Genomic DNA, 16662 nt, shown 5'->3' with positions numbered 1-16662 from the left:
ACATGGGGGAATCATCTTTTTGGTTTAAGATATTGTAAAGTTTTCACTATAAAAATCAGATATCTTTACTCATCTCCAATTTTAATAGCAGAACCAAGCTCACTTCCATTAGCAGCAACCGGAACTAGCTCATAGCTCTTTCCCGTTAAATATAATGCATCGAGACGAATACCCCATTTCGTATAATCTTCATTTAAAGGATAAGCGGAGTTAAAGTGCCAAGTTTCCCCTGATACTGATTGAATTTTAAAATGTATCGCTTCATTTAATAAACTTTTCTCTGAATAAAAATAAATCGTTGTTGATATTGGTGTAGAAACAACCTTTGCTATTGTTATTTCCTGACTATCTAACAGCTTTACTTTTTTCTCAACCGGAAAGACTTTTCTATCTTCTTGTAATTGCTCTTGTGACGCTTCTACTTGAAATTCCCAGGGCTCGTCAATCTTTTTTTCGCCGTTCCAATCGTTATAACGAATATCTAAATTTAATATTTTATCCTCTGGTAGTTCACTTAATTTCACACTACTATAGATTGTATAGGTTTTATCGGATTGTTGAATTGACTGTCCTCCATTTCTAACCGTGAACTCTTTTCCATTCACAAAAACCTGCGGAAAGAAAAAAATTTGATGGTCGAAATTTATGTCCTTTCCTGGCTTAAAGGTAGCATTCAATAATATTTGGTTATCGTCAATTATTATTTCATTTAACGTTAAACGTCCTAGACTATTTTCAGTAGTTTTACCGACAACTGTTTTGTAGGTTTCAAAATTCAAATCTTTATTAAACAAAAAATAATAAACAATGACACAAGAAGCTATCAATAAAAGCAATAGAACTACAAACCATATTTTCCGTCCTCGATTTTCCTTAGGCTGACTCTCAACAAGAAGCATATCATTGGACATATGTACACCTCATTTTAAGAAAGTTTATCTGCATCAATTTCGCTTTGCATCTCACCACCTCAGAGGTGGAAGTCTTCTGTAACTGTCGCTTCGCTTCCGCTACAAAAACATTTTGCTGATTGAAGATAAATGCTTTTTATTTATTGTAGTTTTCAGCTGAGCATTATATAACCTCTAACGATGTCTAGGTTTGGCTGATTTCAATATGTATCTAAAGGAATAATTTATATTCCTTTAAAGTTGTTGCAAAACTTGAAGAACAAAATGGTCAAGATAATATTTGTGATTGTTGCAGCGCATTAAGTTAGTGATTTCTCATGCCCGAAGATATATGCTATGTGAAGTGGTTGATTGGAGTGGAGACTGGGTGACTCCTTGGGGATCAGCAGAGGAACGAAGGCTAAAATTATCACGTCCTGTGATAACGCCTTCGTGACCAACATCCTGTTGCCCCGACGCCCCCAGGAAAGCACCCAGTCGGAACTGAAATCAACCCCTCTTTTTGCCGAAGAGCTATTTCCCTTACTCTTGATGACGAACCTTTATGGCCTCTTCCATTAAAAAATCTACAAATAACTCATCTTTCACTAACCATGCTTGATAATTTCTTTTTAAAAACCATTCCGCTTCATAAAAACTTGTAAAGATTTGATCTAACGGCATTTTATTTTTTTCAATGATCCAATCAAAATCACTTATTGAATATAGGAGGAAAAATTCTTCCTTTAGGTTTTTATACATTGTCCCAAAAGAAGAGAACCTAAAATTATAGCGATTTCGTTTCGCATCCTCTGGTATTGGTGCTATATGAAATGTTTGAGCCACATACTGCTCATAAGCTTCATCTGTTAAAGAACACCCAGCTGCTTTTTGGTGCCCTCCCCCTCCGAATTCTGCTGCAATTACCGAAACATCTATGTGGTCATGAATCGTACGAAAGGAAATTTTTTTGCCACCCATATTTAATATAGCTATAAAATCGAGGTGTACATTTTCTTTTCCTAATTCATTACCAAGCTCTGAATGATAAGATTCTGCATAAACCACACCTGTAAAGTATTCTCCTATCGATGTTTGCACTAGCTCCCTTTTTTTTCGTCGGATGTACCGTTCTATTTTCTCTTCTTCCATAGTTAAAATTTTCTTTTCAAATTCATCAAAATCAAAATGCTCGCTTGTCATTAGACGTTCAAGCATTTTTTCTTCAAATTCATCGATTGATACTAAAAAAAAGAGAGCATTTAACCGACGTGCTTTGTGATTATCATTCTTCTCCCATTCCCACGTATCGTACTGTCTCACTAACTCTACAAATTCTGCGGTGGAGTTTGTTTGTTCTAAAAATCCATGAGTAACAAGATACTGATAATATAAAGACGTTGCTGATGTTAAATAGCCATTTTCATCTTCTATTAATACTTTACCCCATGCATAATCGTTCAAATGATAAGCCGTTTTATGATGATCAAGCAGTTGAACATTGCCAGTGGCGGTATAATAATCATTTAATCTCTTTTCATTTTCCCCGTTTGGAGATAAGTCAGTAATAAATAAAAAAGTATCTTGTTCGTTATTATCTAAAAAATACTCAATTTCGCGATCCAGCGATGAAATTGAATTGTATCTTACCTTTACCTGGTCTTGAAAAGCAAGCTTGGCTAATATCCCGCAGCCTACTCCATCTAAATCATTATGCGATAGCAATTTATACATTTTTTCACCTCTATATTAGTATGGTTTATCATTAAAAAATTATTGGTATTGTAAGGAGTGTTTATACGAACAAAGAAAAATTCTTATTTAGGACTTGGTCTATTATTCATTATTGCTTTAGGTTTTGTTTCATATAAGTTAATGAACGTTGTTGCATTAACATTCGATGATGGCCCTATTAAAAATTCAGCGCCATTCTACCTTTATTAGATACCTCCAATACTAAAGCAATCTTTTTTCTAATAGGAAAGGAAATTGAGGAACATCCAGAGGAATCTAAAAAAAATGTCAAGGCGGGTTACCAAATGGGCAATCACACTTATTCACATAAGCGAAAAGAATTTCACTTGTAGCAAATAAAAAAATCATACTCCAAAAATAAAAATCTTATCAAAATGTAAAAAATAGATAAAACCATAATTAACATTAACATCCCATACTTACAAAAATAACTTTGAAAAACAGGAAAATAGAAACCCATAAACTCAGCTCTAATTTAAAACTATCACAATCAGAGTTACAACTGTTTCTAGGATTGCATCAATAATCAAAAAATTGCATTTATGCAGATTCCTTTTTGACTATAGATTAATATTTATATATTTCCCTCTAATAGTCTTAAAGCATTAAATTATTCATCGTTCTTAAATAAATTAAAATTATTCAATGCATAGTATTTGTTAAAAAATATTTACTCCCCTCATAGTTCTCCCTCGTCATTAGCTTTGCAACAATTCATTAAAAAAGGTCATAAAAACCCTTTAAATTCAACATTTACGAACATAGTCTTTTACAATATTTCTTATATATATTTCGCCCTAGGTTAAATCAGACTATTTAGAAATGACTGAAATTTATTATCCAACAAAATATAAATTCATTTTTTGTTATAATATGTTATTATAATTTTAGTAAAACGACCTATTTTTATGAAATAAAAAATAGAGGAAAAACGAACTAAAAAGGAAGATGAATATGAAAAAAATCCAACAATTATTCCAAAGTGAAGATGGGAATATCGAACAAAGAGAGAATTTTTTATCCCTATTAGAGAAAATTGTTACATCATTAGATGAGTTAAAAAATCCAAAAACAACAACTCTTGGACCAATGAAAGAGCGCTCTGACAATTTCTATAAAGAGTTAATGCAAGAAAATCAAGTACCTGCTTCAGGTGTCGGACTTGATCAGGTTGTGAATGATTTAACACAATTGATGCAAGGACACCCTTACCATACACGCAACTTCGTCACAAATGTTTTGCCAATGGCTAGCATTCCCGGCATATTAGGTCAATTTACTAATGCTCTACTTAACGGTAACAATCTATGGGATGTATACGGACCAGCTGCCGCAGAATGTGAGGTAAAGGTAGTAGCAATGATGTCGAAGTTAGTTGGCTACGACTATACTCAAAGCTTTGGTTACACAACTTGGGGTGGACAAGGGGCAGTTTTCAGTGGGCTTCGTCTTGCGATCGCTAAACAATTCCCTAATGCAAAAGAAGATGGTGTACCAAATAATTTATATTGCTTCGCTTCAGAAAATGCTCATTACAGCTTATTAAAATCAATTGAAGCAGTCGGCATCGGTAGCAAGCATTTAATTCGTATTAAAGCTGGAAAAGACCATTCAATGGATATTGAAGACTTACGTATGCGTATGACTGAGGTTATCGAAAATGGGGGTATTCCAGTGTATGTAGTTGCTACAACAGGCGCTACAGATCAATTTGCCATTGATGATGTACAAGCAGTCAAAAAAGTTACAACTGACCTTGAACAAAAACATTCCTTAAAACCTATACATATTCACGCTGATTCAGCTTTAGGTGGTTTTTACGCATTTTTCAACGATTATGATTTTAAGACAAATCCACTTCAATTAGAGACTGATGTTTTACAAGCACTAGAGCAAATTAAAGAACGTATGCAATATCTACCTATTGCGGATAGCCTTTGCTTCGACTTCCAAAAGCTTGGTCAAACACCGTATTTAACAAGCTTATTCTTAATAAAAGAAGGAAAACACCTACAGCTATTAGATATTGAGGACTTCGACACACCTTATGTAGGTAATCGAGGCTATGGTTCATATCATACAGGCTATACATTAGAGTGCTCTCGTATGGGTAGTTCTATTGCTATTTATGCTGCATTACAGGCGTTTGGTAAAGAAGGCTACCAACAAATATTAGCAAATTATGTGCGTGTAAATTTAGCGTTCCGTACGCAGTTAGCTGAGAAGACTCCAATGTTACAAGTAGTCAATGATTCTAATATTGGACCAGTCACAGCCTTTCGTTTGTATCCTGAAGGCTTTAATTGGAACTCTGAACAGTCAGGTAGCTATACACAAGATCAGATTGAATATATTAATGGTATTAACGCTTCTTTATTTGAAATTATAGGAGAAGGTCGCGACGAAGTATTTTTCGGTGATACGACGCGTGTTTGCACTGTCAGCACTAGCGATACAAAACAACAAATTCCAGTAGCTGCTGCAAAATTCTTTTCAATTTCTCCTTATACAGAGACAGAACATATTAGTGATATGATCCATTTCTTACAACAAAAGGTGAAAGTATTGGAGGATGCTAAAGTTGAGTATAGTCAAAAAATTTAAAAGCTCTTTACTCTATAAATATATTGCAAGTTTTACTATTCCAATTGCTATTATTTCGATAATATTTAGTACTGTATTATTTATTACATCTTTTCAGATTATCAATAATTTTGTTATTACACAATTTGAATCATCTTTAGATGTTATATCTAAAACCATTTTTGAAGGTATAGACGAAAATGACGTCAAAGCTGCAGATAACGGCGATAAGGATAAATATGAAGAAATATTAAAAGAATTAAATGCATCACTTAAAAAGTATGATATTCAAAATGCCTACGTTCTTTCACGCGCAAATGGTAAAGAACATATTATAGCTTTAAGCAATAAAGATAATTATCAAGAGGACTATGTTTTTAGTAAGGACATGCATGAAGCGCTAAGTACTGGAACCGTTCAATCTAGTGATATTTATAAAGATGAATACGGTATTCATAAATCGATTTTTGTACCATTTAAAGATACTGATATTCTTTTTGGTTTAGATATGGACGCTTCCTTCATTTCTAAACTTCAAACTAAGACTATTTGGACTTGTATCATCATGACCGTGATGTTTTTGATTTTCGGTATTATTGTGGCTTATTTCATTAGCAAAGGCATTATCAAACCAATTAAAAATATGACTAGTTATGTTGGTAAGGTGGCACAAGGAGAATTAGCTGTTGAACCACTTCAAATAAAGGGTTCTAATGAAATTGCACAGCTCTCTTCTGGCATTGAAAATATGACCGCAGACTTACGCTCACTTATTCAGCAAATTTCTGAGAATGCTGAGCAAGTAGCTGCTATGTCTGAAGAGTTATCGGCAGGCTCTGAACAAACAAGTGCATCTATTCAACAAATTACATCTTCAATGCAAGAAGTAGCTTCAGGATCAGAAAAACAAACTTCCTCTATTGAAGAAGTAGAAAATCATATTACGGCAATCTCCACAAAAATGTCGGAAGTTGTAGCGAGCGTTAATGATGTCACTACTAAAGCATCTAGTGCATCATCTATTTCAGAAAAAGGCAATACGACGATTCAAAGTGCTACAGAAAAAATGGCTTTAACATCTAATGCTATTCAAGAGACTTCAGAGGTTGTGAAACGTTTAAGCACATACTCAAATGAGATCGGCGACATTGTAACTTTAATTAATGAGATTACGGATCAAACAAATTTACTCGCATTAAATGCATCTATTGAAGCAGCACGTGCTGGTGAGCATGGTAAAGGCTTTGCAGTTGTAGCTGAAGAAGTGCGAAAACTTGCTGATCAATCATTAGCAGCGACGAATAATATTCGAACACGTATTGAGACGATTAAAGAAGAGTCTACTCAAGCTGTAAAATCTATGGCAATTAGTAGTAGTAATCTTGCAGAAAGCTCAATTACATTTAATGAATCTGGTGACGCCTTTAAAGAAATATATTCTCATATTACTGCACTTACTCAAGAAATGGATTATGTCAATAACGTCATTTCAAATATTAATGACGGGGTTAGCAACATTGCCATTTCTGTAGAGGAAGTTGGTGTAATAGCCGTACAATCATCTGGAAACATTCAAAATGTGGCTGCTGCTTCTGAGGAACAATCAGCTAGTATTGAGGAGATAACTGCGTCTTCAAATAATTTAGCTGAGATGGCACAGCAACTTCGAAATATCATACAAAAATTCCAGCTATAAGGAAATCTAATGAAAAAATCCGCTATACTTTCTGTACTAAATTTTTACAAACAGAAGTTTATGCGGATTTTTTATACACTCTTAAAGTTTCTCTAATTTTAGTGCTCTCTTGTTCATCCATGCAATCGTTTCTTCTAGCCCTACTCTATATGAAGTACGTGGTAAAGCGCCTATTTCCTTTTCGTATTTTTCCCCACTTAAAATAACCGGTTCTTCTGCTAAATACAACATTTCAACCACTTCTTTCATAGAAGGAGTAAACATTCCAATTAGTCGGATCATCCCTTTAGAAACTGTACGAACGCCTTTTTTGTAGCCTGTAATTTCACGTAAAATTTTTACTAGTTCTTCCCCTGCAATTGGATGAACGGCTGGCACGTTCCAATTCTGATTATATGTGTCGTCTCGTAAAGCAAGCTCAACCATAGCCTTTGCGCCATCAACTGTATAAAGGAATTCCCTTTTCACCTGCATATTTCCTACAAAATTAGCTTTTTTACCTTGTACTACATTTTTTAACGTTTCATAGAGTATTGTATTCTCTGCATTTGGCCCGTATAAATCCGGGAAATGTACAATTAACGAGGGTACATTACTGTTTGTTAATTTATTTTCCATCGTTAAACGAATTTTCCCTTTTTTCGTTTGTGGTTCCTTTCTAGCTTGCTCTATTACAGGGTTTGTCGATTGTCTTCCATATGCATAAATATTATCTACAAGTACAATCTTTGCTCCTCGCCTCTCGGCTATATTAATCACCATATCTAAGCATCGCTTATGGAGTTTTTCCCAATCCTGATACGGAAAACTAATAGCATGAAAAATAATATCCACACCTTTTGAAGCTCTCATTATTTCCTGTTCATTAAATACATCACCCGACATGATTTCGACATTTTTGTGATGCTGAAAAAGTGCAACTAACTTTTCTTTATTTCTAGCAAATGCCTTCACCTGTATATTTCGACTTACTAGTTCATTTACTAGAGCATAACCCATACCACCAGATGCCCCAATAACTAATGCTGTTTGCAAAATTAATTCCCCCTCCATTAATTAACCACTGGTCAAATAACTATTAAAAGAAAGCTCTAGATTTTTTTACTAGAGCTACTCTCTATATGTTAAAGCCTTGATAAGAAATTTTGCATGTACATCCACTGCATTTTTCGCTTCCTCATAATTTTTTACATAATGACGATAATGTGCAACAAATCCATGAAGAGCAATAAATGTAGAATATATGTCTGAATTTAACAGCTCTGTCTTTGATAACGACTGTACAGATTGTGCAAATTTTTCATAACTAAAGTTCGCTGCCTCTTGTGAAAGCCCATCAATTTCACTATCTCTCATCATAAACATTAATTCATACTGGCTCTGATTATTTAAACCAAACGCCATATAACCTACAAAAACATTGAGCAGTTTAGTGTTATGATCTTCAGGACCGTTCACTTTTTCATCTAAAGTATTATTTAACTCAGAAAAATAATCACCTAAAATTGCATAAAATATTTCTGCTTTATTTTTAAAATGATAGTATATAGCCCCATGACTACAACCAAGCTCTTTAGCAATACTACGCATTGATACTTGGTGAAAATCCTTCATGATAAATTGCTTATGAGCTTCATTTATAATCATTTCTTTCGTCAAATCTTTTGTTGATGGCTTACGTGGCGACATATTGTCCTCCTTATTGACCAGTGGTTAACAACTAGTATATAGGTGTTCTCATTTTTTAGCAATAGTGATTCTAGCGTGGAAAAAATAATGTGGGAGCTAAAAAAAACAATCTCTTACTACTTGAGAGTAGGAGATTGTTTCTAACGACATCAAATAAGACCCTTCACAACTTTTGAAATAACAGCGCCTTCAGCCTGACCAGTTAACAAAGGTTTTGCAATTTTCATTGCTTCCCCCATGTTCATCCCTTTTACAACGCCCGCTGCCACAAGTTTTTCTGCAATTTCTTCTTCAGTTAATTGCTTCGGTAAAAATGATTTTAATAATACTAATTTCGCTTCCTCTTTTTCAATTAAGTCAGCTCGTCCTGCATTTTGAGCACCCTCTAAAGCCTGATTTGTTTGCTTCACTTCACGATTTATAATTGCCATTTCCTCTTCAGACGACAAAGCCTCTCCCTTTTCTTTTTCAGCTAAATCAAGGGCAGATTTCAAAAGCGATAATACACCTTTGGCTAATACATCCTTTTCTCTCATTGCCTGTTTTAATTGTTCAAATACCTCTGTTTTTAACAATGTTTTCACTCCTTCGTGACATTCATTATACCACAAAAAAATACCGTAACCTTAAGGGATACGGTAAGCCAATTTAGGAATCTCCTACTTCTACTATGTGGTGAGATGAATGTGGGTTTAAGTTACTCTTTGTGCTAACACAGAGCCAATCCCGGAAGCAATTATGCCAAGGTATAATTGCTACTATCTTACTTGTTTAAGCATAGATACCTCAGCTTTTGTCGTTAATAAATCCAGTGATAATATTTCAAATTTTGCATCTACAAGATCAATTTTTCTACTTTAACTTTGTTCAACTTTTTCTAATCTTGTTTCCACTGCTTCAATTTTTTCATCTATTCTTTTTTCGACCGCTTCGATTTTCGCTTCTAATCTCTTTTCGACCGCTTCAATTTGTTGCTGAAGATCTGATTTCATGTCTTGCATTTGCTTCGAAAGCTCTAAAATTGCTTGAAGAATCGTATGTTGGTTTACCTCTGGTTCCATTTTTGACTTCCTCCCCTCTTTTATATTCATTCCATTATCTATTAATTTCACAGCATTAATTACATTGACATAAATAAAAAAGGTAGAGTTACATAAGCAACTCTACCTGTCATTCTATCTATCATTTATTCCAAAGTCAAAATATTAATAGTTGAAGTTTGTCAAGTATTCATCCGTTAATTTAATCGCAAGGCTTTAAATCGTTTGTATATGTAAAGAGACCTTACAATCACTTTTTAAATTGCCATTACCTCCAACCAAGGAAATGATACTGATTACAATATCTAGTGAATTATTATTCTCTGCCATTTACCCAATAGACAAAACCAATAACCGCTCCCCCAATAATATTACCTAGTGTAACAGGTAATAAATTTGAAATGGCTCCAGCAAACGATACGAGTTCACCATGAGGTATTAAGAGAGCAAGGGAAAACAATGTCATATTTGCTATACTATGCTCAAATCCAATTGTGACAAAAGGGAAAATACAGCAAAAAATCATCGCTAATTTTGCCGTCTCTGTTTTTAATTTATAGGTACACCATACTGCCAAGCATACTAGCAAATTACATAAAATACCTCGACATAAAAGTTCAACGAAACTAGCACTCATCTTAGCTGTAGCCAGTTTTTCAATGTAAGCTGCTGTGTCTCCCACTGCTAGCCCCGAGTAAAAAAATAATGTGGCTGCTAAAAGCGAACCAAAGAAATTTCCTATGTAACTAAACGTCCAAATGCCTAACATCTCTAATGGTGATGATTTTTTTGATAGTGTACTAACCGTTAAAACTAGATTATCACCAGTAAATAAATTTGCTCCAGCCAGCATGACCATGCTAAGTGCCACACCGAATGCTAATCCTTGTACGACCTTCATACTCGGTACCCCAGCTGGACTGAATAATCCGCCAATAGTAACGATGAGCAAAATACCAAATCCGATAAAAAGCCCGCCAAAAATAGCTAACAATAAATAATTAGCAGGCTTTTGCTTCATCATTTTAATTTTTGTTTCAGCTGTTATACAAACTGAAGAAATTGCCTCTTTCATACTTTCATCTCCCAAACAACATCAAGCTAAATTAATAACTTATTTTTAACGCTGATCTCAAGTAATCATCCAATTTTCACTCTAACCAACTTATATACAAGAGTTACATTTTAACAAATATTATTCCAAAATATCATTATTTAGCAAATTTAAAGTAAATTCCTCCAAATATACATATTTTCATGCACTTTAAAGATTACTTTAGGTTTAGTTCATTGGTATTAAAAAGGGATAGTTAATCCAATATTATCCAGAAATTTCTTTCTGAGGAGACATCAATTTGTGTTTCGGGCTTCTCGCTTTTGCATAGAAGCATTGTCAATAATAATTCGTATTTCTCGCATTACTAAACCAAGAAAAAATTAATTTGTAGATTTGATTAATTATTTTTTTCTATTGCTACATTTAATACTTCTATTAGTGATTTTATTGCTTATATGGATTTATATTGATATGATCCGAATCAATTCCTACAAAACAAGTTTGTTAAGTAGGTTAAATTAAAGGGATTGATTGGGATGGGGCAAATCGTAACTAATAAGATTAAACAATCTATTACAGAATTAATCGGTCATACACCACTTTTAGCATTAAACCAGTATGTAAAAGAGCATCAACTGGAAGCAGAAATTATCGTAAACTAGAGTATTTTAATCCTGCTAATAGTATGAAGGACCGTGTTGCTAAAGCAATGATTGAGGATGCTGAAGCTCGTGGTGTATTGACAAAGGATAAAACGATAATCGAAACAACCAGTGGCAATACTGGTATTGGTCTAGCAGCAATTGCAGCTGCAAAAGGCTATAAGCTTCGAATTTACATGCAGGATGGTGTAAGTGAAGAGCGTACAAAGGCAGTTAAGGCATATGGAACGGAGGTTTTACCTTTTTCAGATGTCCCAGAAATGGTAGCTGCCTTTGAGGAAACAGAGGGTGACTTTGTTGAAACGATTAAAGTATTTCGAGAAACGGTCGTTGAACAAGAAGAAAATGTTGTGTTTTTAAATCAGCTAGATAATGATGCCAACCCAAATGTTCATAAGTTAACCACTGGTCCTGAAATTTGGGAGGATACAGACGGACAAATTGATATCTTTGTGGCAGCAATCGGCACAGGTGGTACGATTAGTGGCGCTGGTGCATACTTAAAATCTAAAAATCCAGATCATTGGTGTGGAGCCTGCTGTTAATTCCATTGCAACAGTCGATAATCCAGATATCATTGAAATCACAGGTGTTCACCGCTTCTCCGATGCTGACGAGGCTCGTGTACCGTCGAATGTTCATTTAGAAATAATTGATGAAGTACTCGAGGTAGAAACTGCACAGGCTTATGAGGCTGCACGCGCAGTTGCGAAATCAGACGGTCTATTAGTAGGTACTTCATCAGGTGCTGCTTTATTTGCCGCCACAGCTCTTACAAAACGTCCAAAGAACAAAGCAAAACGGATTGTCGTTATCCTACCCGATACTGGTCTGCGATATTTATCAACAGGTTTATTTTAGAAACAAGCGCACCGAAGAATAGCGCATTAGAATTACACCCAATAAAAAACGAAGGGTAAAATAAATTACCCTTCATTCATATTAATAACTTGATCAATTATGTCTCGGCATAATTGTTTCCGCTGGAGTCGCCGTACTCCGTTCCATGTGTTTTTATTATACTGATTCAAGAACAGATTTTGGTGTAGAGCCATTTTCAAGATGATTTTTAAAAAAAACATAAAATATCACATCAATTGGGTTAAATTGGGTTTAAGTACTTATTGTAAAAAGTATATACTTCGAGATTCAGCGTCCAATTAATATTCAACAAAATAAACAGCCAGTCCCCGGTGAAATACCGCGAACTGGCTGTTGTTTTCTTACTAACTTCAATATAAAGGCAAGCACCTTTTCCACTTGACCCTCAACTCTATCAAAACTTACCGCTTACTACTTATTGGCTTCATATACTTTCAATAACTTACCTTTGATTGTCGTTTTCTTCATGTTTTTTAAAACAATCGGGCCTTTATCATTTAATATTTCTACATAAGTAAAAGCATCTGTAATGGTAATTATGCCTATATCCTCGACTGTTACACCATCGATTTTGGCAATCGTCCCGACGAAGTCTACAGCTCTTAGCTTCTTTTTCTTACCACCATTAAAATATAGCTTCATGATTTGCTCGTTCAGCTTTTCACTTTTCGCCTTTTTCAGGGTTGGTTCAATATCCATTTTCGCTTCAAAAGCTGCTTTCTTTTTTAAAGCATCTTCTTCAGTTGGCACTACTTCATTTGGAATTTTAAAACCAATATAGTCTTCAATTTCACTTAAAAAACGATCTTCAAACGGCGTTACAAGCGTAATTGCTTTCCCTTTTAGACCTGCTCGTCCAGTTCTTCCCGTTCGATGCACGTAACTTTCTTTTTCTAATGGCAAATCATAGTTAATGACATGTGTGATATTATCAATATCAATCCCTCGAGCCGCTACATCTGTGGCAACTAAATATCTAAAATCGCCTCTTTTAAAATCATTCATCACTTCAAGTCGTGCATCCTGTATCATACCGCCATGAATTTTATCGCAGCTATATCCGAAATTGATTAACTGCTCACATAACGTATCGACTCTATCCTTTGTGCGGCAAAAAATGATACAGCTATCTGGATTTTCAACAATCGTAACTTTGCGCAGCAGGGATAGTTTTAGCTCCTCATCCACTACGTAAAGGGAATGGTCAATTTTATCTGTTGTTAATCCCGTAGCTTGAATTTCTACATCAGTAGGTGTTTTCATATATTTAAGAGCTAAGTCTTTTACCTTCTCTGGCAACGTAGCTGAAAATAACATCGTCACACGATTTTGAGGCACTTGTTTAATAATGGCTTCGACTTGTTCTATGAACCCCATATTCAACATTTCGTCCGCCTCATCAATGACAAGATAACGTATTTTGTCTAAGACAAGCGTGCCTCTTTCAATATGATCTAACATGCGTCCCGGCGTACCAACAACAACATGTGTTTTTTGCTTTAGTTCTGTTTTTTGAATGGCAATCGGCTGTTTTCCATAAACCGCTGTTGCTTTAATGCGCTTCAGTCTGCCAATATTCGTAAAATCTTCTTTTACTTGAACAGCAAGCTCCCTTGTCGGAGTTAACACTAAGGCTTGTGGTTTGTTTTCTAGCCAATCAATGGCTTCACAAATTGGAATCCCGTAAGATGCAGTTTTCCCACTACCTGTTTGTGATTTTACAACAAGATCTGTTTTTGCTAATGCTAACGGAATGACCTTACTCTGAACTTCTGTTGGTTGTTCATATCCTAAGCTATCCAGTGCCATTATTATTTCATTACTTAATTCATAATCCTTAAACCTTTTTTTACTCATCATTAAGCCTCATTTATGTTCGATTATTTTTACTATTTCTGAAAGATAATTACCTAACATAGACTCCCATTATACATACGAAAGTGAATAATAACTACTCTCGAAGTTATTGCAACTTACCGAATTATCAGGTTACCTTCTATTCATTAGGCTTTCTCAGACATTCTTCTGCGAAAATATTTACAATTTGAACAGATAAAATGATCCAGTCCTTGCATTTTGAATAGATAGATCATGACATATATAGTGCACTTACATAATACCTATTCATAAAAGAAGGACGTTGTATTAGCAAATTTAATTAATTATTTTTTTCTATTACTATATTCAATCTTTCTATCTGGAATTTTATTGATTATAAGGATTTATCGTGATATGATTCCATAAATTCCTATAAAACATGTTTGTTTAATAGGTAAAAGACAAGGGGTTGATTGAGATGGGTCAAATTGTAACTAATAAGATCAAACAATCTATTACAGAGTTAATCGGTCATACACCACTTTTAGCATTAAATCAGTATGTAAAAGAGCAACAGCTAGAAACCGAAATTATTGTAAAGCTAGAGTATTTTAATCCTGCTAATAGTGTGAAGGACCGCGTTGCTAAAGCGATGATTGAGGACGCTGAAGCTCGTGGTGTTTTGACAAAAGATAAAATGATAATCGAAACAACCAGTGGCAATACTGGTATTGGTCTAGCAGCAATTGCAGCTGCAAAAGGCTATAAGCTTCGAATTTACATGCAAGATGGTGTAAGTGAAGAGCGTACAAAGGTCGTTAAGGCATACGGAACAGAGGTTGTACCTTTTTCAGATGTCCCGGAAATGGTAGCTGCCTTCGAGGAAACGGATGGTGACTTTGTTGAAACGATCAAAGTATTTCGAGAAACAGTCGTTGAACAAGAAGAAAATGTTGTGTTTTTAAATCAGCTTGATAATGATGCCAATCCAAATATTCATAAGTTAACCACTGGCCCTGAAATTTGGGAGGATACAGACGGACAAATTGATATTTTTGTGGCAGCAATTGGTACAGGTGGTACGATAAGTGGTGCTGGTGCATACTTAAAATCTAAAAATCCAGATATTCAGATCATTGGTGTAGAGCCTGCTGTTAATTCCATTGCAACAGTCGATAATCCAGATATTATTGAAATCACAGGTGTTCACCGCTTCTCCGATGCTGACGAGGCTCGTGTACCATCGAATGTTCATTTAGAAATAATTGATGAAGTACTCGAGGTGGAAACTGCACAAGCTTATGAGGCTGCACGCGCTGTTGCGAAATCAGATGGTCTATTAGTAGGTACATCATCAGGCGCTGCTTTATTTGCCGCCACAGCTCTCGCAAAACGTCCCGAGAACAAAGGAAAAAGGATTGTCGTTATCCTCCCCGATACTGGTCTACGATATTTATCAACAGATTTATTTTAAAAACAAGCGCTAGAGAGATTGTACTTAGAGTAGCGCACTATTATAGACACCCTAAAAAAACGAAGGGTAAAATTAATTACCCTTCGTTCATATTAATAGCTTGTTAAGAAAACCTTTCCCTTAGTGGTTTTAGACGATTCAACAGCCGTTATCGCATTTTTAATGTCTAACAAATCATAATGTGAATCCACTGCCATCATTTTTAACTTACCACTATTAACTAGATTGATTAAGTGATGAAATGTACCTTGCCATCTTTCTACCGAGACTTGCTTGTTCCAATGACGTAAATGGAACATATTTGCCTTTACATTTGCCTCTTTAACGATTCTTTGCCAATTCACTTGCACACCTGATAAAAGACCAATAGCTAAGAAATTCCCTTCCGATTTCAAACAGAAGGCAAGATCATTACCTGCTGTCCCCCCGATAGAATCAATAGCAGCATCAGCCCCCCTACCATTTGTTAGCTCCATTACTGTCTCATAGAGCGGTGCTACTGAAGTATCTATTACATAGGAAGCGCCAAGCTGAATTAAATCTTCAGTATGTCTATTATTTCTCGTAACCGCGATTAACTGAAAACCTAACAATTTTGCTAGCTGAGCAAAAATGTGTCCAATTGCGGACCCACAAGCATTCACTAGTAAAACATCATTTGGCTGCAATTGTAATATGTCAGTACAAGTTACCCAAGCTGTCATTGGGTTGATATACATTTGCGCTGCGGTAAAATCATCAATGGAATCGGGAATGGGTACTGCAAATTCTGCACTTGTTTTTACAATTTCCTGCCAAGTCCCTTCTCCACGTAAAGGTAGTACACGCTTTCCGATAAGATTTTGAGAAACATACGGACCTACATCCTCTACAATACCTACTCCTTCATAGCCAGGAATAGTTGGTAAAGAAATTCGATGAGCATACTTCCCCCATATTGGTATTAAATCAGAAGGATTAATAGGTCGTGCCAACATTCGAACAAGGATTTCTTGTTCTTCAGGAGGTTTAATCGTTTTATTTTCAAACTTCAAAACCTCCCGAGGGCTTCCAAATTCATACAATTTAATACTTTTTGCTTTCAAAAAATGTAACTCCTTTATGATTGATAATAAC

Annotated in this window: 14 protein-coding genes and 1 pseudogene; 6 read left to right on the top strand and 9 right to left on the bottom strand. The window is 35.1% G+C overall.

All coding sequences use genetic code 11. The annotated features are described in order from the left end of the window. Positions 1–65 precede the first annotated feature (65 nt). Both ACIQLB_RS07070 and ACIQLB_RS07065 read right to left on the bottom strand, forming a co-directional pair. Positions 66–911: a DUF4179 domain-containing protein gene (locus tag ACIQLB_RS07070; RefSeq protein ID WP_400722883.1), complete on the bottom strand. Its 846-nt coding sequence runs from the start codon at positions 909–911 to the stop codon at positions 66–68. Positions 912–1433: 522 nt separating this feature from the next. Beyond that, positions 1434–2624 carry a DHH family phosphoesterase gene (locus ACIQLB_RS07065; RefSeq protein ID WP_400722880.1) on the bottom strand — a complete coding sequence of 397 codons (1191 nt, stop codon included), beginning with the start codon at positions 2622–2624 and terminating at the stop codon, positions 1434–1436. Positions 2625–2818: 194 nt separating this feature from the next. Here ACIQLB_RS07065 and ACIQLB_RS07060 point away from each other — a divergent pair, with 194 nt between their 5' ends. The 3 genes from ACIQLB_RS07060 to ACIQLB_RS07050 all read left to right on the top strand — a co-directional run bounded on the left by ACIQLB_RS07060 (position 2819) and on the right by ACIQLB_RS07050 (position 6924). Continuing rightward, positions 2819–2977 carry a polysaccharide deacetylase family protein gene (locus ACIQLB_RS07060; RefSeq protein WP_400723113.1) on the top strand — a complete coding sequence of 53 codons (159 nt, stop codon included), beginning with the start codon at positions 2819–2821 and terminating at the stop codon, positions 2975–2977. Between the two features lie 622 nt (positions 2978–3599). Further along, positions 3600–5249, top strand: a complete 1650-nt coding sequence (locus tag ACIQLB_RS07055; RefSeq protein ID WP_400722877.1) for a pyridoxal phosphate-dependent decarboxylase family protein — start codon at positions 3600–3602, stop codon at positions 5247–5249. Next, entirely contained in the window at positions 5227–6924 is a 1698-nt protein-coding gene (locus ACIQLB_RS07050) for a methyl-accepting chemotaxis protein (protein ID WP_400722874.1), read from the top strand. The genes ACIQLB_RS07055 and ACIQLB_RS07050 overlap by 23 nt, the downstream gene beginning before the upstream one ends. Positions 6925–7005: 81 nt before the next feature. On the opposite strand, the gene ACIQLB_RS07045 is transcribed toward ACIQLB_RS07050, so the two are convergent. The 5 genes from ACIQLB_RS07045 to ACIQLB_RS07025 all read right to left on the bottom strand — a co-directional run bounded on the left by ACIQLB_RS07045 (position 7006) and on the right by ACIQLB_RS07025 (position 10728). Continuing rightward, positions 7006–7959 (bottom strand): SDR family NAD(P)-dependent oxidoreductase, encoded by a 954-nt coding sequence (locus tag ACIQLB_RS07045; RefSeq protein WP_400722871.1) that lies wholly within the window; start codon positions 7957–7959, stop codon positions 7006–7008. Between the two features lie 75 nt (positions 7960–8034). Further along, entirely contained in the window at positions 8035–8613 is a 579-nt protein-coding gene (locus ACIQLB_RS07040) for a TetR/AcrR family transcriptional regulator (protein WP_400722868.1), read from the bottom strand. 149 nt (positions 8614–8762) lie between these two features. Continuing rightward, a complete protein-coding gene (locus tag ACIQLB_RS07035) occupies positions 8763–9188 on the bottom strand; it encodes a GatB/YqeY domain-containing protein (protein ID WP_400722865.1) in 426 nt (141 codons plus the stop codon). 282 nt (positions 9189–9470) lie between these two features. Next, positions 9471–9674, bottom strand: a complete 204-nt coding sequence (locus ACIQLB_RS07030; protein ID WP_400722862.1) for a hypothetical protein — start codon at positions 9672–9674, stop codon at positions 9471–9473. A gap of 295 nt (positions 9675–9969) precedes the next feature. Then, on the bottom strand, positions 9970–10728 hold the full coding sequence (locus ACIQLB_RS07025) for a formate/nitrite transporter family protein (protein ID WP_400722859.1): 759 nt from the start codon (positions 10726–10728) through the stop codon (positions 9970–9972). Between the two features lie 518 nt (positions 10729–11246). Here ACIQLB_RS07025 and ACIQLB_RS07020 point away from each other — a divergent pair. Both ACIQLB_RS07020 and ACIQLB_RS07015 read left to right on the top strand, forming a co-directional pair. Next, positions 11247–11372: a hypothetical protein gene (locus ACIQLB_RS07020; protein WP_400722856.1), complete on the top strand. Its 126-nt coding sequence runs from the start codon at positions 11247–11249 to the stop codon at positions 11370–11372. A gap of 23 nt (positions 11373–11395) precedes the next feature. Next, positions 11396–12233: pseudogene (locus tag ACIQLB_RS07015) on the top strand (PLP-dependent cysteine synthase family protein). Positions 12234–12665: 432 nt separating this feature from the next. Here the strand turns inward: ACIQLB_RS07015 and ACIQLB_RS07010 are convergent. Next, positions 12666–14111, bottom strand: a complete 1446-nt coding sequence (locus ACIQLB_RS07010; protein WP_400722853.1) for a DEAD/DEAH box helicase — start codon at positions 14109–14111, stop codon at positions 12666–12668. Between the two features lie 439 nt (positions 14112–14550). On the opposite strand from ACIQLB_RS07010, the gene ACIQLB_RS07005 reads away from it, so the two are divergent. Continuing rightward, a complete protein-coding gene (locus ACIQLB_RS07005; protein ID WP_400722849.1) occupies positions 14551–15546 on the top strand; it encodes a PLP-dependent cysteine synthase family protein in 996 nt (331 codons plus the stop codon). 92 nt (positions 15547–15638) lie between these two features. Here ACIQLB_RS07005 and ACIQLB_RS07000 read toward each other — a convergent pair whose 3' ends face one another. Continuing rightward, positions 15639–16631, bottom strand: a complete 993-nt coding sequence (locus ACIQLB_RS07000) for a zinc-dependent alcohol dehydrogenase family protein (protein ID WP_400722846.1) — start codon at positions 16629–16631, stop codon at positions 15639–15641. Positions 16632–16662: the final 31 nt, after the last annotated feature.

The organism is Lysinibacillus sp. NPDC092081, assembly GCF_044755845.1.
GTDB lineage: Bacteria > Bacillota > Bacilli > Bacillales_A > Planococcaceae > Lysinibacillus.
This window is presented reverse-complemented; position numbering and strand designations above follow the sequence as displayed.